The sequence below is a fragment of the Amycolatopsis sp. cmx-11-51 genome (assembly GCF_047608665.1).
Classification (GTDB): Bacteria; Actinomycetota; Actinomycetes; order Mycobacteriales; family Pseudonocardiaceae; genus Amycolatopsis.
The window spans coordinates 432633-453631 of record NZ_JADNQO010000001.1; the positions used below are offsets into that span (position 1 = coordinate 432633).

At 68.6% G+C, this 20999-nt stretch carries 20 protein-coding genes; 5 read left to right on the forward strand and 15 right to left on the reverse strand.

Going from position 1 to position 20999, the window contains the following annotated elements:
* Positions 1-2: 2 nt before the first annotated feature.
* Positions 3-1709: a GMC oxidoreductase gene (locus ACM6LU_RS02105; RefSeq protein ID WP_414935871.1), complete on the reverse strand. Its 1707-nt coding sequence runs from the start codon at positions 1707-1709 to the stop codon at positions 3-5.
* 55 nt (positions 1710-1764) lie between these two features.
* Positions 1765-2229 (reverse strand): VOC family protein, encoded by a 465-nt coding sequence (locus ACM6LU_RS02110; protein WP_414935872.1) that lies wholly within the window; start codon positions 2227-2229, stop codon positions 1765-1767.
* A 113-nt stretch (positions 2230-2342) separates the two neighbouring features.
* Between ACM6LU_RS02110 and ACM6LU_RS02115 the strand changes: the two genes are divergently transcribed.
* Positions 2343-3341, forward strand: coding sequence for a helix-turn-helix transcriptional regulator (locus ACM6LU_RS02115; protein WP_414935873.1), 999 nt, complete (start codon positions 2343-2345; stop codon positions 3339-3341).
* A 498-nt stretch (positions 3342-3839) separates the two neighbouring features.
* Here the strand turns inward: ACM6LU_RS02115 and ACM6LU_RS02120 are convergent, their stop codons facing one another.
* The 3 genes from ACM6LU_RS02120 to guaB all read right to left on the reverse strand — a co-directional run bounded on the left by ACM6LU_RS02120 (position 3840) and on the right by guaB (position 7080).
* The gene (locus ACM6LU_RS02120; RefSeq protein WP_076163063.1) at positions 3840-4973 is read right to left on the reverse strand and encodes a GuaB3 family IMP dehydrogenase-related protein; all 1134 of its coding nucleotides are present in this window, start codon (positions 4971-4973) and stop codon (positions 3840-3842) included.
* A gap of 274 nt (positions 4974-5247) precedes the next feature.
* Positions 5248-5391, reverse strand: coding sequence for a DUF3574 domain-containing protein (locus ACM6LU_RS02125; protein ID WP_414935874.1), 144 nt, complete (start codon positions 5389-5391; stop codon positions 5248-5250).
* 177 nt (positions 5392-5568) lie between these two features.
* Positions 5569-7080 (reverse strand): IMP dehydrogenase, encoded by a 1512-nt coding sequence (guaB, locus tag ACM6LU_RS02130; protein ID WP_414935875.1) that lies wholly within the window; start codon positions 7078-7080, stop codon positions 5569-5571.
* A gap of 135 nt (positions 7081-7215) precedes the next feature.
* Here guaB and ACM6LU_RS02135 point away from each other — a divergent pair, with 135 nt between their 5' ends.
* On the forward strand, positions 7216-7602 hold the full coding sequence (locus ACM6LU_RS02135) for a DUF5319 domain-containing protein (protein ID WP_005166667.1): 387 nt from the start codon (positions 7216-7218) through the stop codon (positions 7600-7602).
* A 63-nt stretch (positions 7603-7665) separates the two neighbouring features.
* On the opposite strand, the gene ACM6LU_RS02140 is transcribed toward ACM6LU_RS02135, so the two are convergent.
* From ACM6LU_RS02140 to ACM6LU_RS02160, 5 genes are all read right to left on the reverse strand, one after another.
* A complete protein-coding gene (locus ACM6LU_RS02140; protein WP_414935876.1) occupies positions 7666-8610 on the reverse strand; it encodes an anti-sigma-D factor RsdA in 945 nt (314 codons plus the stop codon).
* Complete coding sequence (locus ACM6LU_RS02145; RefSeq protein ID WP_414937058.1) at positions 8611-9183, reverse strand: sigma-70 family RNA polymerase sigma factor; 573 nt, start codon at positions 9181-9183, stop codon at positions 8611-8613. It lies immediately after the preceding gene.
* A 381-nt stretch (positions 9184-9564) separates the two neighbouring features.
* Positions 9565-10161, reverse strand: coding sequence for a response regulator transcription factor (locus tag ACM6LU_RS02150; RefSeq protein WP_003073605.1), 597 nt, complete (start codon positions 10159-10161; stop codon positions 9565-9567).
* 130 nt (positions 10162-10291) lie between these two features.
* Positions 10292-11140, reverse strand: a complete 849-nt coding sequence (locus ACM6LU_RS02155) for a hypothetical protein (RefSeq protein WP_414935877.1) — start codon at positions 11138-11140, stop codon at positions 10292-10294.
* 9 nt (positions 11141-11149) lie between these two features.
* Positions 11150-12064 carry a MerR family transcriptional regulator gene (locus ACM6LU_RS02160; protein WP_414937059.1) on the reverse strand — a complete coding sequence of 305 codons (915 nt, stop codon included), beginning with the start codon at positions 12062-12064 and terminating at the stop codon, positions 11150-11152.
* A 248-nt stretch (positions 12065-12312) separates the two neighbouring features.
* On the opposite strand from ACM6LU_RS02160, the gene ACM6LU_RS02165 reads away from it, so the two are divergent.
* On the forward strand, positions 12313-12615 hold the full coding sequence (locus tag ACM6LU_RS02165) for a WhiB family transcriptional regulator (protein ID WP_037335869.1): 303 nt from the start codon (positions 12313-12315) through the stop codon (positions 12613-12615).
* A 348-nt stretch (positions 12616-12963) separates the two neighbouring features.
* Here the strand turns inward: ACM6LU_RS02165 and groL are convergent, their stop codons facing one another.
* Positions 12964-14577, reverse strand: a complete 1614-nt coding sequence (gene groL, locus ACM6LU_RS02170; protein ID WP_414935878.1) for a chaperonin GroEL — start codon at positions 14575-14577, stop codon at positions 12964-12966.
* A gap of 100 nt (positions 14578-14677) precedes the next feature.
* Complete coding sequence (groES, locus tag ACM6LU_RS02175; RefSeq protein WP_007031106.1) at positions 14678-14971, reverse strand: co-chaperone GroES; 294 nt, start codon at positions 14969-14971, stop codon at positions 14678-14680.
* Positions 14972-15302: 331 nt separating this feature from the next.
* Between groES and ubiA the strand changes: the two genes are divergently transcribed.
* Positions 15303-16172, forward strand: a complete 870-nt coding sequence (gene ubiA, locus ACM6LU_RS02180; RefSeq protein WP_414935879.1) for a 4-hydroxybenzoate octaprenyltransferase — start codon at positions 15303-15305, stop codon at positions 16170-16172.
* An 85-nt stretch (positions 16173-16257) separates the two neighbouring features.
* Here ubiA and ACM6LU_RS02185 read toward each other — a convergent pair whose 3' ends face one another.
* A complete protein-coding gene (locus tag ACM6LU_RS02185) occupies positions 16258-16920 on the reverse strand; it encodes an HAD family hydrolase (protein WP_414935880.1) in 663 nt (220 codons plus the stop codon).
* A gap of 143 nt (positions 16921-17063) precedes the next feature.
* On the opposite strand from ACM6LU_RS02185, the gene ACM6LU_RS02190 reads away from it, so the two are divergent.
* On the forward strand, positions 17064-18974 hold the full coding sequence (locus tag ACM6LU_RS02190; protein ID WP_414935881.1) for an N-acetylmuramoyl-L-alanine amidase: 1911 nt from the start codon (positions 17064-17066) through the stop codon (positions 18972-18974).
* Positions 18975-18988: 14 nt separating this feature from the next.
* On the opposite strand, the gene ACM6LU_RS02195 is transcribed toward ACM6LU_RS02190, so the two are convergent.
* Together ACM6LU_RS02195 and xrtP are read right to left on the reverse strand one after the other, a co-directional pair.
* Positions 18989-20377 (reverse strand): glycosyltransferase, encoded by a 1389-nt coding sequence (locus ACM6LU_RS02195; protein ID WP_414935882.1) that lies wholly within the window; start codon positions 20375-20377, stop codon positions 18989-18991.
* Positions 20377-20880: an exosortase P gene (gene xrtP, locus ACM6LU_RS02200; RefSeq protein WP_414937060.1), complete on the reverse strand. Its 504-nt coding sequence runs from the start codon at positions 20878-20880 to the stop codon at positions 20377-20379. Before xrtP ends, ACM6LU_RS02195 begins: the two co-directional genes overlap by 1 nt.
* Between the last annotated feature and the right edge of the window lie 119 nt (positions 20881-20999).

Below are 20999 nucleotides of genomic sequence, written 5' to 3' on the forward strand. Positions count from 1 at the left end.
ACTTACCGCCGAAGGGCCGCCGGTGCGTCCGCCGGAACGGACGGGTTCTTGGGCGCGATCGGTTCGAGCCGCGCGTACGGCAGGTCCTGCGACGGCCGATTGTCCGTTTCGCCCTTGTTGGGCCACAGGGAGAACGCCCGCTCGGCCTGCGCGGTGATGGTGAGCGAGGGGTTCACACCGAGGTTCGCCGTGATCGCCGATCCATCCACAATGGACAGTCCAGGGTAGTTGAAGACCCGGTGGTACGGGTCGATCACACCGTTGTCGGCCGCCGTGCCGATCGGCGCGCCACCGATGAAGTGCGCGGTGAGCGGGATGTCGAAGATCTCGCCCCAGGTACCGCCCGCCATCCCGCCGATGCGCTCGGCGGTGCGGAGATTGGCTTCGTGTCCGGCGGGGATGAAGCTGGGGTTCGGCTCGCCGTGCCCCTGCTTCGAGGTGTACTTGCGGCGGCCGAAGAGGCCGCGCTTGGTGTAAGTGGTGATGGAGTTGTCGAGGCTCTGCATCACCAGCAGGATCACCGTGCGCTCGCTCCAGCGGTAGCCGTTGAGCAGGCGGACCGTCTGGACCGGGTGCTTGACCATGAAGTCGACGGCCTGGCGCCAGCGCGGGACCGCCGAATCGCCTTCGGTGGCGATGGTCTGGAGCAGGCTCATCGCGTTGCTGCCCTTGCCGTAGCGGACGGGCTCGATGTGCGTGTTGTCGTCGGGGTGGATCGACGAGGTGATCGCGACGCCGCGGCTGAAGTTGCGCTCCTCGTCGACCGAGGTGCGGGCGGCGCCGATGATGGCCTCGGAGTTGGTGCGGGTCAGTTCGCCGAGGCGCGGCGAGAGCTTCGGCAGCTTGGCGGTGTCACGCATGCCGTGGAGCAGGTTCTGCGTGCCCCAGGTGCCCGCGGCGAGGACCACCTGCGCGGCGGTGAGCTTGTGTCGGAACTTGCGCGAGGTGGTCCCGGTCTTCTTGATGCTCACCTCGTACCCACCTGCGTTTAGCGGGCTAATCGCGCTCACGGTGGTGAGCGGGATGACCTGCGCGCCGTCCTTCTCCGCGAGGTAGAGGTAGTTCTTGACCAGCGTGTTCTTGGCACCCACCCGGCAGCCGGTCATGCAGGCGCCGCATTCGGTGCAGCCGGTGCGCGCCGGGCCCGCGCCACCGAAGTACGGGTCCTCGGCACGCTCCCCCGGCTTGCCGAAATACACGCCGACGGGCGTCGGGTGGTACGACTCGGGGACACCCATGTCCGTGGCGACGCCCTTCATCACGACGTCCGACGGCGTGACGCTGGGGTTGGTGACTACGCCCAGCATGCGGCTGGCCTGGTCGTAGTGCGGGCCGAGCTCGGACTCCCAGTCGGTGATGTGGGACCACTGCGGGTCGACGTAGAACGGCTTCATGGGCCGGTACAGCGTGTTCGCGTAGACCAGCGAGCCGCCGCCGACGCCCGCGCCGGCGAGCACCATGACGTCTTTGAGCATGTGGATGCGCTGGATGCCGAAGCAACCGACCTGGGGTGCCCAGACGTAGCGGCGAAGGTCCCAGGACGTCTTCGCGAACTCGTCGTCGGCGAAGCGGCGGCCCGCCTCGATGACGGCGACGCGATAGCCCTTTTCGGTCAGGCGCAGTGCGGCGACACTGCCCCCGAACCCGGAGCCGACGACGATCACGTCGTAGTCGAAGTCGTCTTCAGTGGTGGTGTTACTGGCAGTCACACCCTCGACTGTAACCCCGGCCACCCCTTCTGACCAGAGGTAAGTTACTGGCCAGTCACCTTCCACCCGTCTGCGCGACGTCGACGATCCAGGTGACGCCGAAGCGGTCGGCGAGCATCCCGAAGGCGGGCGCCCACTGGGCGGGGCCGAACGCCTCGATCACGGTCGCGCCCTTGGCGAGGCCCTCCCATACGGGGCTGACCTCGTCGACGCTCTCACCGCGGACGGAGAGGAAGAACGGCTCCTTGGTGATCGTGGTGCCGTTTTCGCGATGCGTGCTCGGGGCGGCCGGGACCGCGGGCGTGTGCTCGCCGGGCACGTCGTAGGCCATGACCTGGAAGCCGTTGTCGGCGACGACCTGGCCGAACACGACGTGGGCGGCGCCGGGCAGTTCGGCGGGCATCCCGAAGTCGGCGTAGGTGACAACAGTGAGTTGCCCGCCGAAGACCGACTGGTAGAACTCCAGGGCTTCGCGAGCCTGGCCGTGGAAGTTCAGATGGGCGACAGCGTTGAGCGACATGGTTTTCCGGTCCTTCACCAGGGATTTCTGGCGCCGGAGGCTTCCGGCGACAAGAGCCACGATGTCAGTGGTACCGGTCAAAGAACGTCCGCTACTTGTGCCATGGTGAAAACATGCCGATCGCTTCCTCGACGACGACGTCCAGCCGGCTGCTGTCACTGTTGTCGATGCTGCAGGCCCGCCGCGACTGGCCGGGCGGCCTGCTCGCCGAGCGGCTGGGTGTCAGCGAGCGGACAGTGCGCCGCGACGTCGACCGGTTGCGCGAGCTGGGATATCCGGTTCAGGCGGTCAAAGGCCCCGACGGCGGCTACCGGCTCGAAGCGGGCAGTCGGCTGCCGCCCTTGCTGTTCGACGAGGAGCAGGCGGTCGCGCTCGCCGTGGCGCTGCGGATCGCCGTCGGGACGGGCGCGGGTATCGAGGAGGCGGCCGCGCGGGCCCTTGTCACCGTGCGGCAGGTGTTGCCGTCGCGGCTACGGCAGCGCGTCGACGCCCTCGAGATCAGCGCGGCCGGGCGCGGCGTCGATCCGCAGGCCGACACCGGGGTCCTGCGCACGCTGAGCGCCGCGGTCCGCGCCGGGGAGGAGCTGCGGTTCGACTACCGCCCGCCGGGACGCCCTGAGGACGCCGAACCGCATCCGCCCCGCCGGGTGCAGCCTCGTCACCTCGTGGCGCGGGCCGGGCGCTGGTACGTCGTCGGCTGGGACCCCGATCGCGAAGACTGGCGGACTTACCGTGCCGACCGGATGACACCACGTGTTCCGACCGGGCCGCGGTTCGTTGCCCGCGAAGTGCCGGGCGGCGACGTGGCCGCCTTCCTGTCGGCCCGGTTCACAGGTTCCGAGAGCACGAACACCTGGCCCTGCCGCGGCGAGGTGATCCTCGACCTGCCCGCGGCGGAGGTGGCGCCGTTCGCCGGTGACGGTGTCGCGGAGGAACTCGGCGCCGCCCGGACCAGACTGGCGACGGGGTCCTGGTCGTGGGCAGCTCTCGCGGCGGCGCTGGCGCGCTTCGACACCGAGATCGAAGTGGTCGGTCCGCCGCAGTTACGTGCGGCGTTCGCCGAACTGTCCCGTCGCGCCGACCGCGCCGCGGGGACCGGTGCATGCTCGTAGTCGTAGTCGATGATTTCGCGAAGGAGCACCTGCACAGCGACCTGCAAGTGGTCCGCGCGGCGATGCTCCGGAAGCTCGACGGGCTGCCCGAGTACGACATCCGTCGTCCCTGGCCTCGACCGGGACCAACCTGCTCGGCCTGGTCAAGCACCTGTCGGTGTGGGAATCCCGGTACTTCGGCGAGGTCTTCGATCAGCCGTTCCCCGAGCCCGTCCCCCGCTGGGACGACCCCGGACAGCGCGGGGCCGACATGTGAGCGACGAGCAGGAACACACGACGAGATCACCGGCCGCTTCCAGCGCGCATGGGCTCACTCCGCCGCGACGATCGCCGCGCTCGCCGTCGCCGCCCGGAGCGACTTTAGCGGGCAAATCGCGATCTGCTGAGCACGCAGAGAGGGCTGGATGACCACGGTGGTCATCCAGCCCTCCCAGATCACGTCATTCCGCCGGGATCGCGTTTAGCGGGCTAAACGCGATCCGGGGCGGGGAGCGAGCGTCAGCGGCGGACGGTCAGGCCGACGCGCTGGAACTCCTTCAGGTCCGAGTAGCCCGTCTTCGCCATCGCGCGGCGAAGCGCGCCGAAGAGGTTCACGACACCCTCAGCGTCCGAGGACGGCCCGAAGAGCAGCGTCTTGAGGTCGACGGCGTAGTCCGGCCCCAGCGCCACGCGCGAACGCGGCAGCGACGGGTGCGCGGCCGCCGACGTCCAGTAGAGCCCCTGCCCCGGAGCCTCGGAGGCGGCCGCCAGCGGTGCCCCGAGCATGACCGCGTCGGCACCGCAGGCGATGGCCTTGGCGATGTCGCCGGACACGCTCATCCCGCCGTCGGCGAGCACGTGCACGTACCGGCCGCCGGTCTCGTCGAGGTAGTCGCGGCGTGCGGCCGCGGCGTCGACGATCGCGGTCGCCATCGGCGTCCCGATCCCGAGCACGCTGTCGGTGCTCGTCACACCGCGGCTCGCGCCGTGGCCGACGATGACGCCGGCCGCGCCGGTGCGCATCAGGTGCATCGCGGTGCGGTAGTCGCTGACCCCGCCGGCGATCACCGGGACGTCGAGGCGTCCGATGAAGTCCTTGAGGTCCAGCGGCTCGGCGTCACGCTGCACGTGTTCGGCGGAGATGATCGTGCCTTGCACGACCAGGATCTCGACGCCCGCCTTCAGCAGGTCCGGCGTGAGTTCGGCGGCGTGCTGCGGGCTGACCCGCGCGGCCACCGTGACACCGGACTCGCGGACGGTCTTGATCGCCTCGGTCAGCAGGTCCAGCCGGATCGGGGCGGAGTGCAGTTCCTGCAGCTCGCGCACGATCGCGGTCGGGTCCTCGGTGTCCTCGGCGGCCCGGACGAGGCGGAAGATCGCGTCCTCGACGTTCGGGTGCCGCGCCCAGAGCCCTTCGGCGTTGAGGACGCCCAGCCCGCCGAGCTCGCCGACAGCCACCGCGGTGCCCGGCGACACGATCGCGTCGGTGGGGTGTGTGACCAGCGGCAGCTCGAAGCGGTACGCGTCGATCTGCCAGGCGGTGGACACGACCGAAGACGACCTGGTGCGCCGCGACGGCACGATCTCCACGTCATCGAGGTCATACGCCCGCCGCGCGGTGCGGCCCATGCCGATCTCGACCAGATCCCGCACGTCAAGTCCCTTCTCGCCGACGACCGTTACACCCCATTGTCGCTAGGCCGCGTGGGTGACCTGCGCACGGGGCACCCGAACCGGCCCCGAAGTCACACCAGCCCCATCTGCCTCACCAGTTTCACGATTAGCCCGCTAAAGGCGCGCCGGTGGGGCGAGTGGGACTGGAGGGTCAGGAGGAGACCGTCTTCTTGTAGGTGGTCCGGATCTCCTCGATCTCGCGGTTCGCTGAACGGGTACACGACGACGATCACCTTCGACTTCTCCCGAGAGATCACCCGTCCGACCCGCGCCACTGCCCGCGCCCGGTCAGTTCGGTGAACCCGTCCGGGAACCGCGGGGTGACGACCTCGTCGGTCAACTCGCCGCCGTCCGGCCGTCGTGCCGAAGTACAGCTCGGTGCGCTTCCACGGCTCACCCGGCGACGTCTCGGTGTCCCCGCGGCCTGCGCGGGCGGCGCGGCGGCGAAGACGGCCGGCGCAGTACGCCGTGGAGTGGTCAGCGAGAAGACATCGGGTTCCTCCCAGGAGACTGGATCAGCGGACCAAAGTCTCCCGAGCACGGAACCGGATGGGTAAATATCCTCGAGGGCGGACTACCGGGTGGTGTAGTTCGGCGCCTCGACGGTCATCGTGACGTCGTGCGGGTGGCTTTCCTTGAGCCCGGCCGCGGTGATCCGCACCAGCTGCGCCTCCTGCAGCTCGGGGATCGTCGACGCACCCGCGTAACCCATGCCCGACCGCAGCCCGCCCACCAGCTGGTGGACGACGTTCGCGAGCGGCCCGCGGAACGGGATCCGCCCCTCGATGCCCTCGGGGACCAGCTTGTCCTCGCTCAGCACGTCGTCCTGCGCGTAGCGGTCCTTCGAGTACGACTTCGCCTGGCCGCGCGACTGCATGGCGCCCAGCGAACCCATCCCGCGGTAGGTCTTGAACTGCTTGCCGTTGACCAGGATCAGGTCACCGGGCGATTCGGCCGTCCCGGCGAGCAGGCTGCCGAGCATCACGGTGGACGCGCCGGACGCGATCGCCTTCGCGATGTCACCCGAGTACTGGATGCCGCCGTCGCCGATCACCGGGATCCCGGCCGGGCGCGCCGCCTGGTCGGCCTCGTAGATCGCGGAGATCTGCGGCACGCCGACCCCGGCCACGATGCGGGTGGTGCAGATGGAGCCAGGGCCGACGCCGACCTTGATCCCGTCCGCGCCCGCCTCCACCAGCGCCTGCGCGCCGGCCCTGGTCGCGACGTTGCCGCCGACGATGTCGACGGTGTCGCCCAGTTCCTTCTTCAACAGCGCGACGGTCTCGACGACGGCGCGGGAGTGCCCGTGCGCGGTGTCGACCATCAGCACGTCGACCCCGGCGTCGGCCAGCGCCATCGCGCGCTTGTGCCCGTCCGGGCCGACGCCGACGGCGGCACCGACGATCAAACGGCCGTTGGGGTCCTTGGAAGCGTTGGGGTACTGCTCGGTCTTGACGAAGTCCTTGACCGTGATCAGCCCGCGCAGCTTGCCGGCACCGTCGACGATCGGCAGCTTCTCGATCTTGTGGCGGCGCAGCAGCCCGAGCGCGGCCTCCGCGGTGACCCCGACCTGCGCGGTGACCAGCGGCAGCTTCGTCATCACCTCGTGCACCGCACGGGTGTGGTCGACCTCGAACCGCATGTCGCGGTTGGTGATGATGCCCACCAGCGTCCCGGCGGCGTCGGTCACCGGCACACCGGAGATCCGGAACCGCGCGCACAGCGCGTCGACCTCGGCGAGGGTGTCCTCCGGCGAGCAGGTGACCGGGTCGGTCACCATGCCGGCTTCGGAGCGCTTCACAACCTCGACGGCGGACGCCTGGTCATCGATCGGCAGGTTGCGCTGCAGCACGCCCATCCCGCCCTGTCGGGCCATCGCGATGGCCATCCGGCCCTCGGTGACCGTGTCCATGGCGGCGGAGACCAGCGGGATGTTCAGGGTGACGTTGCGGGAGAGCCGGGTGCGGGTGCTGACCGCACTGGGCACCACGTCGGACTCGGCCGGCAGCAGCAGCACGTCGTCGAAGGTCAGCCCGAGCATGGCGAATTTGCTCGGGACGGGGGCGGTGACGCTGTCGCTGGTCATAGCAGGCGAACGGCCTTCCTAGCGGTGACTTATGGGGGCCGCCGTGGCTGGTGACAGCACGGCGAGGGCCTGCCCCTCATGATATCCGGGCCGGGCGGCCGCTCGGCCCGGGTGGGCGCCCGGTAGCGTGCAGGCGTGCCGCAAGATGCGTTGCCCCCAGACCCGTTCGCGGATGACCCGGACGACCCGGCCCGCGCGTTCATCGACGACGCCGACCGGCTCGACGAGCCGATCAGCGACGAAGAGCGCACCGAGTTGCTGGCCGACCTCTCCGATCTCGCCGTCTACCAGGCGCTTCTCGAACCGCGCGGGGTACGCGGGATCGTGGTCGACTGCGGTGAATGCGACGAACCCCACTACCACGACTGGCATCTGCTCCGCGCCAGTCTCGAGCAGCTGCTCGCCGACGGCCGGATGCGGCCGCACGAGCCGGCGTTCGATCCGAACCCCGGTGACTACGTGAGCTGGGACTACTGCCGCGGTTTCGCGGACGGCGTCACGGCGAACGAGAGCGCTTACTAAGACACACCGAAAGGGCCTGGTGAGAGAGATCTCACCAGGCCCTTTCGGTTGTTCCTGAGGATGCTAGGACGTCTCGGCCGCGGCGGGCGCCTGCGCTCCGGCACCCGGCGACGGCTCGTTACGCGGGCCACCGGGGTCATTGCCCGAAGCGGGCGGGGTCGTCGAAGTCGTCGGCGGAGGCGGTTCGCTCGTCGAAGTCGGCGGAGTCGGTGTGGGAGTCGTGGTGCCCGGCAGACTGGTGCCGGGGTTGCCGCCTCCTGGCAGCGACGTCGGCGAAGCGGTCGGCTGCGGAGAGAGCTGAGGCGTGGTCGCGACCGGGGTCCGCGAAGGCAACTGCTGATCCGGCGGCAGCGGCTGCTGGCCAGGGTTCTGCAGCTGTGCGCTCAACTGGCGATGCTGCTCGAGCAGCTGATCGCGGTTCTCTTCATCGGTCACCTGGCTCAACGCGGCCTGTGCCTCGTCGAGCGCCTTACGCGCGTCGTCGAGGCGCCCACCGGCGAGCGCGAGGTTGGCCTTCTCCAGATCGAGTTTGACCGCGGCGGCGGCCTCGACCGACCGGGCGTGGTCGGCGTAAAGCACCTTGGTCAGGCCCCAGAGCGTGTCACCAGGCTGCGCGTCCTTCGCGGCGAGACCGGTACCGGCGAAGGCGATGGCCAGGACGGCCGCGGCGGCGGCCACCGGGACCAGCAGCCGGCGTCTTCCCCCGTGTTTGCGGGCGAGCGCGGCGGTCTTCACGGTGGTGATCGCGGTGTCGACGTCGACGAGTTCCGCGAGCGGTTCACTGTCGATGTCACGACGCCAGGCCAGCAGCAGCGCGTTGAGCTCCTGATCACCGAGGTCGTCGGCCATTTTCGGGTCCGAGCCGCCGAGCGCGTCGAGCAGCGCGTCATCGGCCTGAACGGCCGACAGATCCGCGGCGAACTCGGCCTCGGAAGACGTCAGCCCTCTTTCGAAGACCGTCAGTTCACGATCGGTCCCAGGGGAGAACCGATGGTCGCGATCGGTCACTCAGATCACCTCCTCAGCGGCCAGAACCTTACGTAGGCGCGCGAGGGCGCGATGCTGAGCCACCCGGACGGCGCCAGGGGTGGACCCCACGGCCTCCGCCGTTTCTTCGGCGGACAATCCCACGACGACACGCAGGACCACAATCTCACGCTGTTTATCGGGAAGGACACGCAGGAGTTGCGCCATGCGCTCGTTCAGCTCGCCCTGGAGAGCGCGCTGCTCGGGGCCGACGTCACCCTCGATCTCGTCAGGGACCTCGGCGACCGGTTCGGCACGGTTACGGGCCGCGGCGCGATGCGCGTCGGCCACCTTGTGCTGGGCGATCCCGTAGACGAAGGCCAGGAACGGGCGGCCCTGATCACGGTACGAAGGCAATGCCGTGAGCACCGCGAGACACACCTCCTGAGCAACGTCGTCTGCGGAAGCGAACGAACGCTCCTGCCTGCCAACCCGAGCGCGGCAGTACCGCACCACCAAAGGACGGATGGCCGCCAGCAACCGCTCGACCGCTTGAGGATCACCCTCAACAGCAGCGGCGACCGGCTCATCCAGTCCGTCCCCCACATTGGCCATCGCAGACAACAGTCCCAGTGTTACGTATAGGCGTGCAAAGAGTCCGGCGTGTGACTTCGGAGGCCACTACCGGTGACAGCTACCGTACCGCCCCGGGCCCGTCGCCTTCGCTGACGACCGCCATCGGCGCGCCACCCTTCCGGCGAGCGCGCTGAAACCGGGTCTTCCTGGTTCTCTTCGCTCGTAGTCGAACTTTCCACGAGTTGGAGCGCAGTGGGGTACGACGGTCCACCCGGAGGCGGACACGCTCGGGCAAGAGTGCCCGAGCTGTGAACGGAAAAGCACGAAGCGTGACAGGGAACACAGGTACGGGCCAGGGGCTTGCCCCCGGCCCGTTGTCACCCGTTGCCGCTATCAGCCGGTGAAATCAAGAAAGCGTTGTCAGGAAACAAGTCCACGGCGGAATCCGTGGGCGACCGCCTGAGCGCGGTCCCGCACACCGAGCTTGCGGAACAAGCGGCGCGCGTGGGTCTTCACAGTGTCTTCGGACAGGTACAGCTCGCGGCCGATTTGTCCGTTGCTCTTGCCCTGGCTCATCCCACGGAGCACTTGAAGCTCGCGCTCGGTGAGCTGAACACCGGGGTCGGACGGCTGGCGCGGCGCCGGCACCGAGGTGCTGGCGAGCGTATGCGCCAGTGCGGCGACCAGTTCGGGACGCGAGGCGTCCCAACGCAGGTAGCCGCGGGCTCCGCCGGCGATGGCGGCGGCGATGCTGCCCGCATCGTCCGGGGCGCCGAACACGATCACGTTCGCTTGGGGGTTCGCTGAGACGAGCCGCCTGGTGGCTTCGACGCCAGTCGGGACAGCGCGCTGGGTTCCGACCAGCACGACGTCGACCGGCTGACGGGAGTACCGGGCCAGCAGCTCGTCACCGTGCGCTACGCAGTCGATGCGACTGACCCCTGGGACCGCGGACATCACTCGAGTGAGCCCTTCGCGGACACTGCGTCGGTCGTCGCAGATCAAGACCGTCGTCACGGGGTTTCCTTCCTGCAGCCGGGTGACATTCCACTTCCCCTATCGGACGCTTTAGCCCGAACCTTGACACGATCCGGTGGCTTTTTTGAAAGTTTCTTAGCCCGGTTGCCGGAATGGGCCCTCCAACAGGCTAGACGCCCCGAGCGGGGACCCATGGAGATTCCCGGGCGAGCCACCTCCCGCAAGGATCTGCGTGCCGTAACACTGCGTGCAACAGTTCGGCACTTCTGAATCGATACTCACCGGCGTGTCCTGCCCCCATGTCCGCAGCGACCAGGCAGGCCACCCATAGAAGTGAATTGAATTCGTATTTCTCGGCGGTTTCGCGAGCGCTCTCGATCAGCGCCATCGCACGGTCTCGCTCAGCGGAACTTCCATTCGCGATCGTCACGCCGAGTACAAGCTGTGATTTGACGACATGTCGGCAGGCACCCTGGGCTCGCGCCGTTCCCAGCGCCATTTCCGCAGGTGCGATCGCGGCGCCGGAAATGTTACTCGCCAGTTCGATTTCCGCGCCCACCCAACCGGCCCTGGTCCGGCTCCGCCAGTTGCCGAGGTGCGCCTCCGCACGGGCCACCAGCCGCCGGGCGGCGGCCAGCCTGCCGCGCCCGAGGTTGTCCGCGGCCAGACCGAGGAGGGCGTCCGCGCGTGCCCCCTCGGCGTCCAGACCGTCGGGGTCGGGTTCGCCTCGCGGCTCCGCGATCACCAGCGCGAGCGCCTCACCGTCGAGGACGAGGGCCGCCGCGTGCCCGCCCAGCTGCCGCCGGTGCGACGCCAGCGTGCTCGCGGCCAACGACGCGAGCACCGGATCTTCGCTCGTGCGCAAACCGTGCAGCAGGGTGGCCGCCATCGCGTACCGGCCGCGGGCACCGAGCCCGATCGCGGCGAGCAGCCGGCCGCGAGGCGACGCGGGCACCGCGAAGGAGTTCGGCGGCGGCACGCCGTCACCGAACGCGGCGGACCGCAAGGACGCTTCCATTCGTCCTTTCTATCGCCTCGCACCGACAAGAACGTGCTCGATCCGATCGGCGGCCGTCGTCAGCTCGCCGAGCAGTTCGATCTTGTCCGGAAGCGTCGCGGGATCCCAGCCAGGGCCGCAGGCGAACAGCCTGCTGCGCTGACGGCCGCGGGACACCCTGGCGAACAGGCGCGGATCCGCGGTCGCGTGCCGCCCCGACCACAGCACCACCGCGGCCGGAACGCTGCGGCGGACGGTCACCGCGAGCACCTCGGCCGGGAGGGAGGCGCCGAACAGCTGGGCCCCGATCCGGCGTCCCGCGAGCGCCGCGGCGAGCGCGTACATCGGCATGTTGTCGCGCTCGTCCGGGACGCAGGTCAGCAGGACGGGCCGCTGGTTGCGCGGTTCGCGGAGCACCGGCGTCGCGCGGACCAAGGCGGCGTACACGCATTCGGCGAGCAGGTATTCGACCTCCGCGCCGGCGCTGACCCCCCGCCAGCGCGCGCCGAGCGCGGTCAGCACCGGCGACACGACGCCGGTCCAGGCGGGCAGGACACCGAGTTCGCGGATCGTGTCGGCGAGCATGCGCTGAACCGCGCCGAAATCCATCGCGAGCGCGGCCGTGCTCAAGCGTCTGGCGAGACGGGACGGGACGTCGTGATCCTCGGCGGGTGGCGCGGCGGCCTGTTCCTCCGCTTGGACCACAGGGGTTTTCGGGCTCTCCACCACCGTCCGGGGCATTTGCTCGAGCGCGTACTTCGCCGCTTCGGCCGTCGAGGCACCGCGGAGCAACGCGCGCTGCATCAGTTCGAGACGGCCGATGTCGGAGCTGCCGTAGCGGCGGTGGCGGCCGTTGGTGTGGCGGCTCGGCCCTACGCCGTATCTGCGGTCCCAGGTTCGCAGGGTGGACGGTGCGACCCCGAGCCGGCGAGCGACGGAGGCCACCGGCAGGGTGGGTTCTTCACTGCTGATCCGAGATCCCACTCGACCCAATATCCAGGCAGGCCGGGGCCGCGGCAACCGGAACGGAAAGTGCGGCTAACACATCCGGGGGATGCCTAAAGGCTGAATCGTCTTGAATCTCTTGAACAAGTATTGGCGCGCTTCTAACGTTACCGCCGTTGCACCGAATGGAGTAGCCGCAGCGCAGCAGAGCAGGTAAACGCTTCGACCGGATGACGGAGGCGGTCAGGATGGCGGACACACGCAGGCTCCCGGGACCCAACGCCGATGTATGGGACTGGCAGCTCGAAGGGTCGTGCCGAGGCATGGACAGCGCGTCCTTCTTTCACCCTGACGGCGAACGCGGGCCCGCCAGAGCCCGCCGCGAGGCGAGGGCCAAAGCCGTGTGCCTGGCTTGCCCGGTGCTGGCCATGTGCCGGAACCACGCACTCGCCGTGCACGAGCCCTACGGGATCTGGGGCGGGTTGTCGGAGTCGGAACGCGAGCACATCATCAAGGCGGACAAGCGCACATTGAGCATGTCGAACGGCTGATCCGGCCGAGTCGGCAACGCGGAAGGGCGGCATCCGGGTGGGGTGCCGCCCTTCCGCGTGTCCAGACCCGGACGCGTCACGATTAGCCCGCGAAAGTCGCTCCGCCCGGCCTCCGCTCCCCGCCGCCCCAGATCGCGCTTAGCCCGCTGAACGCAGGTCGGTGCAGTCGCGGGGCACCCGGTCGCCGGATCGCACTTAGCCCGCGAAAGTCGCTCCCGTCGCGCCCGCGCTCCCCTGCCACCGGATCGCGCTTAGCCCGCTAAACGCGAGTGGGCGACCCCAGCGCACAAGAAAGCGGGGCGGCACTCCGCGTGGAGTGCCGCCCCGCTTCGGGGTGGAACGGTGGAGCTAGTGCGCGTGGCCGTGACCGGCCGCGGACGACTCCTCGCCGGCCGGCTTCTCGACGATGGCGCTCTCCGTCGTGAGCACGAGCCTGGCGATGGAGGCGGCGTTCGCCACCGCGGACCGGGTCACCTTGACCGGGTCGACGATGCCGGCGGCCAGCAGGTCGGTGAGCTCACCGGTGGCGGCGTTGAAGCCGTGCCCCCAGCTCTGCTCCTGGACCTTGTTCACGATGACCGCACCCTCGTGGCCCGCGTTGGTCGCGATCCAGAACAGCGGGGCGGACAGCGCGTCGCGGACGATGCGCACACCGGTCGCTTCGTCGCCTTCGAGGCCGAGGCCGCCGTCGAGTTCCTTGACCGCGTGCACGAGCGCCGAGCCACCGCCGGGCAGGATGCCCTCTTCGACGGCCGCCTTGGTCGAAGCCACGGCGTCCTCGATGCGGTGCTTGCGCTCGTTGAGCTCGGTCTCGGTGGCCGCGCCGACCTTGATCACCGCGACACCGCCGCCGAGCTTCGCCAGCCGCTCCTGCAGCTTTTCGCGGTCCCAGTCGGAGTCGGTGTTCTCGATCTCCTTGCGGATCTGCGAAACGCGCCCGGCGATGTCGTCCTTGGTGCCCGCACCATCGACGAGCGTGGTGTCGTCCTTGGTGACGACGATCCGGCGAGCACCGCCCAGCTGGGCGAGCGTGGTCTCGGACAGCTTGTGCCCGATCTCGGCCGAGACGACCTCGCCGCCGGTGACGACCGCGAGGTCGTCCAGGAATGCCTTGCGACGGTCACCGAAGAACGGCGCCTTGACGGCGACGGCGGTGATCGTCTTGCGCAGCGAGTTCACCACGAGGGTCGACAGCGCTTCGCCATCGACGTCCTCGGCGACGATCAGCAGCGGCTTCTTGGCCTCGACGACCTTTTCCAGCACCGGGAGCAGGTCGGCCAGGGCCGAGATCTTCTCACGGACCAGGAGGATGTAGGCGTCCTCGAGGACCGCCTTCTGCTCCTCCGGGTTGGTCGCGAAGTGCGCCGACAGGAAGCCCTTGTCGAACTGCACGCCCTCGGTGATCACGAGCTCGGTCGCCAGCGTGGACGACTCCTCGATCGTGATGACGCCGTCCTCGCCGACCCGCTCGACGGCCTCGCCGAGCAGGGCGCCGATGGCCGCGTCACGCGAGGTGACGGTGCCGACCTGGGCGATGTTGTCGCGGCCCTTGACCGGGGTCGCCTTCTCCTTGAGGATCGCGATGACCTTCTCCGCGGCGGCCTCGATGCCGCGGCCGACGGCCGTCGGGTTGGCACCGGCGGCGACGTTGCGAAGGCCGACCTTCACCAGCGACTGGGCGAGCACGGTCGCGGTCGTGGTGCCGTCACCGGCGACGTCGTTGGTCTTGGTGGCGACGCTCTTGGCGAGCTGGGCGCCGAGGTTTTCGAACGGGTCGTCGAGCTCGATTTCGCGAGCGACGGTGACGCCGTCGAGGGTGATGGTCGGGCCACCGAACTTCTTGTCGAGCACAACGTGGCGACCGCGCGGGCCGAGGGTGACCTTGACCGCGTCGGCGAGCTTGTTCACCCCGCGCTCGAGCGCGCGACGAGCGTCCTCGTCGAAACTGATCTGCTTGGGCATAGCCTTTTCCGCTTACCTTCCAGTTTTAAAGCTCGGAAAACACGAACGCCCCGTCCCCCGGCAATGCGGGGCCCGGGGCGTCATGCGCTGAGAGCGGACGTCAGTTGATGACGGCCAGCACGTCGCGAGCGGAAAGGATCAAGTAGTCCTCGCCGTTGTACTTCACTTCGGTGCCGCCGTACTTGGAGTAGATGACGACGTCGCCGACGGAAACGTCGAGCGGGACGCGGTTGCCCTTGTCGTCGATGCGGCCCGGGCCAACGGCCAGAACCTTGCCCTCCTGGGGCTTCTCCTTGGCGGTGTCGGGGATGACGAGGCCGGAAGCGGTCGTCTCCTCGGCCTCACTCGTCTGGACAACGATCTTGTCCTCGAGCGGCTTGATGTTCACGCTCACCGGGTTGACCTCCACGGTCGTCGAAAGCGTTGGCAGGATGAATTACGGCTCCTACCACCCCCGCCGTCGCGGGTGCCGGGGCGTGTTCGGGCCGTGCAATTAGCACTCTAGCCATGTGAGTGCCAGCTTCGCAAGGAGGGTCCACTCACTCTGCGGAAACTCGGCTACTGAACGCCTGACCGGCCGTTTTGTTCCGCGATGCCCGCGACCGCATTCCCCCTTGCGCGTGCCCGTCCGGCTAGAGCCACTTGCCTCTTGGAACCAAGTCCGGGCGGCGGGGACGGTCGCGCGATTAGCTTGTGACCTGCGGTCGGCCCGAGGGGAGGCAACGATGCTGCCGCTCGTCGAGCGGAACAAGCTGCCGGTGTACCTGCGCCTGATGCGGGCGGACAAGCCGATCGGCGCGCTGCTGCTTTTGTGGCCGACACTGTGGGCGCTGTGGATCGCGACGGCGGGTGAGCCGTCACCGTGGATCCTCGCCGCCTTCGTGGCCGGAGTGTGGCTAATGCGCGCGGCGGGCTGTGTGGTGAACGACTACGCGGACCGTGGATTCGACGGTCACGTGAAGCGCACCGCGCGTCGCCCGCTTCCCAGTGGCGCCGCGACGGCGAGAGAAGCGCGCTACCTGTTCGCCGTGCTGGTGTCGCTCTCCTTCCTGGTGGTGCTGACGCTCAACACCTCGGCCGTCCTGCTGTCGGTGGTGGCACTGGCACTGGCGTGCGCGTACCCGTTCGCGAAGCGCTACACGCCTCTGCCGCAGGTGGTGCTGGGCGCGGCGTTCGGATGGTCGATCCCGATGGCTTTCGCCGCCGCGGGGGAATCCCTGCCGCCGATCTGCTGGCTGCTGTTCCTCGCCAATCTCCTGTGGGTGGTCGCGTACGACACGCTGTACGCCGCGGTCGACCGGGACGACGACCTGAAGATCGGCGTGAAATCCACGGCCATCCTGTTCGGCCGCCACGACAGATTGGCCATCGGCGTTCTGCAGGGAACGATGCTGGTGGTCATGGTGGCGGTCGGCCGAGTGGGCTCGCTCGGCTGGAAGTTCTACCTCGCCGCCGGAATCGCGGGCGCGTTGTTCGTCCACCAGCAGAGGCTGATCGCGCGGCGCGAGCGCGACGGCTACTTCCGGGCGTTCCTGAGCAACAACCACGTCGGGATGGTGCTCTTCCTCGGCCTGCTGGCAGGACACACCTGGTGACGGCCCCGCAGGTCACGATTAGGGGGCTGAACGCAAGTCGGGGCCCTGGTCACACCCGGGAGGCAGGGCGGCCGCCGGATCGCGATCAGGGGGCTAAACGCAAGTCCGTGAGGTCGCTCACCAGGGCATCGGGGTGCAGGGCGGCGAGGGACCGGCGCTTCGCCGGCGTAGTCGCGAGGGCGACCGAAGCGACTCCGGCGGCGCGAGCGGCGAGGACGTCCGCAGCGGAGTCACCGACCATCACGCACTTCCCGGGCGAAGTGCCGAGAGCCCTCACCGCGGCCTCGATCAAGACCGGGTGCGGCTTCAGGTGCGCCGGGTCGCTCGACATCCGCGCGCTGATCCGGCGGACCTGCTCGGCGAGTTCGTGCACGGCGAGGAACGCCCGGATCGCTTCGACGGAGTTGGTGCTGACGATCGTCACCGTGAACCCCTGCGCGACCCACTCACGGATCACCTCAACAGCACCGGGGGCGGGCGGCACCGTCGAGACGGCCTCGTTCTCCAGCCGACTGAGCTGTCGCTCGACGACGTGCGCGGCGTTCGGGCCGCACGAAGCCGCGTACCGGAGCACGTCGAATGGATCCGCCGAGGCGCTCACCTCACGAGGCAGGTCGGGTCCGACGAGTCGCTTGAGCCTGTCGGCCACCTCGCTCGCCGCCAGCTTCGCGAACACGTCGCACACCGGACCGTCGAAGTCGAGGAAGACGTGGTCCTTCTCCTGCAGAAGCTCCTTCACCCCAGTCATGCGCCCACCTTGCCACCGGATCGCGATTAGGGGGCTGAACGCAAGTCCGGGAGGGACCTTACGGAAGGGGCGGCTTTCTGGTTAGGTTCCGACCATTGGGGTCGGTCCTGTACAGCAGACCTAGACACTGGGGGTACACGCCCATGCCGCGTCCCTTCCGTCCCGTTGCCCTCCTACCGCGCCGGCGCCGACCCAAACGGACCGCCGGACTCGCGATCCTCACCCTCACCGCCGGTCTTCTCGCCGCAGTCCCCGCCCAAGCCGCCCCGGCGGGCCAACAGCGCCAACGGGACTTCGCGGCCGCCGCACAGGAGTTCGGCGTCCCTGAGAACGTCCTGCTCGGCGTCTCCTACCTGGAGTCGCGGTGGGACTTCAACGCCGGCACGCCGAGCACGTCCGCCGGTTACGGCCCGATGCACCTGACCGACCTGCGCGAAGCGGGCACCGGCACGCATCACGACGAAGGCGCGGAGGACGCGCGCGGCGACGACGCTCGCCAGGCGAAACTCCCGGTGACACCGGCTCCGACGACTCCCCCGGCCGGGCTCCAGACCATCGACGAGGCGTCCAGGCTGATCGGCCAGGACGTCGCGACGCTGCGCACGAACACCACGCAGAACATCCGCGGTGGCGCCGCTCTGCTGGCGAAATACCAGCGGGAAACAGGTGACTGGAACGCCGCCGTCGCACGCTACAGCGGCGCGAAGGACACGGCGGGCGCGCAGGCCTTCGCCGACGAAGTCTTCGACACCATCTCCAGGGGCGTCAGCCGCAAGACCGACGACGGCCAGAGCGTCACCCTCGCCGCCACTCCGGTGAGTCCGGCGCGCGACCAGGCCGACACCTCGAAGGCCGGCACCTCGACAACGGAGTGCCCGAAGAAGGTCTCATGCCTTTCGGTACCGGCGCCGTACCAGGAGTTGCCGAAGAACGACTACGGCAACCACGACAAGGCGGACCGGCCGAAAAGCCAGAAGGTCGAATACATCGTCATCCACGACACCGAGGGTTACTGGGACACGGCGATGGACCTTGTCACCGACCCGACGTACGTGAGCTGGCACTACACGATCCGCTCCACCGACGGCCAGATCGCGCAGCACGTGCCGACCAAGGACGTCGCATGGCACGCGGGCAACTGGTACGTCAACGCGAAGTCCGTCGGCATCGAGCATGAGGGCTTCGCCGCGAAGGGCACTTGGTACACGGAAGCGATGTACCGCACCTCCGCGAAGCTCGTCGGCTACCTCGCGCGGAAGTACGACGTCCCGCTCGACCGCGCGCACATCCTCGGCCACGACAACGTCCCGGGCACGATCCCCGCGACCATCAGGGGCATGCACTGGGATCCGGGCCCGTATTGGGATTGGTCGCACTACTTCGACCTGATGGGCGCGCCGCTGTCCGGCTTCGGCCGTCCCGGTTCGCCGCTGGTGACCATCACACCGGACTTCGCGACGAACCAGCCCGCGTTCACCGGCTGCGAGACCGCCGGAAAGCTTTGCCCGGCACGAGGTTCCGGTTCCGTCGTGCTGCGCAGCGAGCCGAACGACTCGGCGCCGCTGCTCAAGGACATCGGCCTGCGGCCGGACGGTTCGGCGAGCACGATGGCCGTCTCCGACATCGGCAGCCGCGCGGAGACCGGCCAGCGGTACGTGGTCGCCGAACGGCGTAACGGCTGGACGGCGATCTGGTATCTCGGCCAGAAGGGCTGGTTCCGCGACGCGCGCACGACAAGCCCGGCGTTCGGCCTGGTCGTCACGCCGAAGCCCGGCTTGGCGACCGTGCCGGTGTTCGGGCGCGCGTACCCCGAACCTGAGGCCTATCCGGCGAACGTGCCGGTGCAGCAGGTCATCCCGCTCCCCTACACCTTCTCGGCGGGGCAGCGGTACTCGGCAGGCAACGTGCTCGGGTCCGAGTACTTCTGGGCGACGACGTTCGATCCGGCCAACCACGTTGTCGTCAAAGGAAAAACACGCTACGTGCAGATCCAGTTCGGGCATCGCGTCGCGTTCGTGAAGGCGGACGACGTCCGGATCCTGCCCGCTTTCTGACGCCGGTCCCGGGGTCAGGAGTCGAGGGCGACCTTGACCCCGGGAGCGTGCTCGGTGTTCCGCCGCGTCTTCGACCAGCCGTTCCGGCCGCGCACCAGGCGGAACAACGCCCGCCACGACGTGATGTAGAACGTGTAGATGTACAGCGCGTAGGCGAAGCCCATCCCGAGCCCGCGCAGGAGATTGCGGCTCTTCAAGCATTTGAACTGATAGATCGGGCCCCACACGATGAACGGCAGCAGCCCGAACGAACCGTAGATCGCGAACAGGATCCACGCGCCGTCGTCGGCGAACCAGGTCCACATCCGCGCCGGATCGCCCACCGTGGTGAACAGCAGCAGAAGGAACGGGATCGGGTACAGCAGCGAGCCGAGCAGCTGCATCCACGGCTGCGCGAGGTAGTACATCATCTCCGCCGCGCCCAGCGTGCTCACGTGCGGCGAATCCCAGATCCGCCGGAGATACCGCGAACACTGCATCGTGCCCTGGCCCCAGCGTGTGCGCTGCACCAGGAATCGCCGCAGGCTGTACAGCCCCTCCTGCTTCACATGGGAGTCCGGCGTGTACCCGGTCCGCCAGCCCGCGGTCAGCAGGTGCACGCCGAGTTCGAAATCCTCCAGCAGCGAACCGCGCCACGGCTGCGCGTCCTCGCCCGCGATCGAGTCCAATGCGGACAGTCGCGTGAACTGACCGTTGCCGCCCATGGAGATCGTGCCGGTGAACCCGCGCGAGGTCTGGATCGCCGCGATGGCCGTACGGAACTCGAGATCCTGCATCTGGGCCAGCTTCAGCCCGAAGGCGCGCGAGAACCAGTTCTTACCCGGCGGTCGGGTGTCGGCGTTGCCCATCCAGACGTCGAGTTGCACCGCGCCGATCGTCTCGTCGCCGAAGAGATGGTCCGCGGCGCACACCTCGAGGCAGTTCTCCGCCGGCCGTCCGTCCGCGTCGACGACCACGACGACGACGTCGTCACGGCTCGCGTCCGGGCCCATCCAGTCGTTGAGCGCCTGATAAGCGGCGTTGAGCGCGTCCCCTTTGCCTGTCCTCGCCTCCGGACGGCGCCGGGGAACGAGGTGCAGGTACGGGTCGTAGCCGCCGTTGCGCCGCCAGATCGACTTGACCACGCGGGCCGTGCGGTCCTCGGAGTCGTCGTCGACGACCCAGACGTGCGCGTGCCGGAACGTCGAACGCAGGTAGCGCACCGTTTCGCGGATGACGGTCTGTTCATCCCGGCACGGGACGAAGAAGTGCCAGGTGAAGTCGGCGGCCTCACCGACGGGCGCGGGTCTGCGCCGCAGGTACGGCACGACGATCACGACCACATACACGATGAACGCGACGCTCATGGTGAGGGCGAAAGCCTGCGTGATCGCGAGCAGGATCTTGATCGAGCCGCCGCCCATCAGGCTGTCCCGCGCTCGGCCCGCGGCCTGCGCGTGCTTAGCCAGACGAACAGCACGAGGGCGACCGCGCCGCCGATGACACTGACCATCGAGCCGAGCAGAGTGTGACCCCAGTAATAACCTTCGTCGATACCCATCATGTTCACGAGTCCCACGATCGCCAAAACCCTCATCTGATTGACAAGAACGACCGCTATCGCGGAAATCGCCAACGAACAGAACAGCCTCTTCGCATTTTTCGGACGGAAATACAACATGACGGCGGTCACCAACAACAGCGGCAACAACATGAATGCCGACGAGCATTCCGGCGTCATTCTCAACCCGAGTGGAGTATCGCTGGACAACCCAAAGTAGACAGTCTCGCGTTCACTGGCGACGTAGACACCCGATGTGGTGATAACGCTCAGTATCAGCCCCGACACCTGCACTTCGAACACCCGGTACAGGCGTTCGGCCAGCACCAGGCCGACCGCGACGGCGATCACCGCGATCACCGCCATACGCAGCGGAAATCGGCTTGAACCAGGCAAAGGAGCGCTCGCAACGGCCACGATGACCCTCTCAGGAAAGGCGCAGCAGACAACGGATTCGGCGAAGTGGACGGGGACCTCGCCGACGA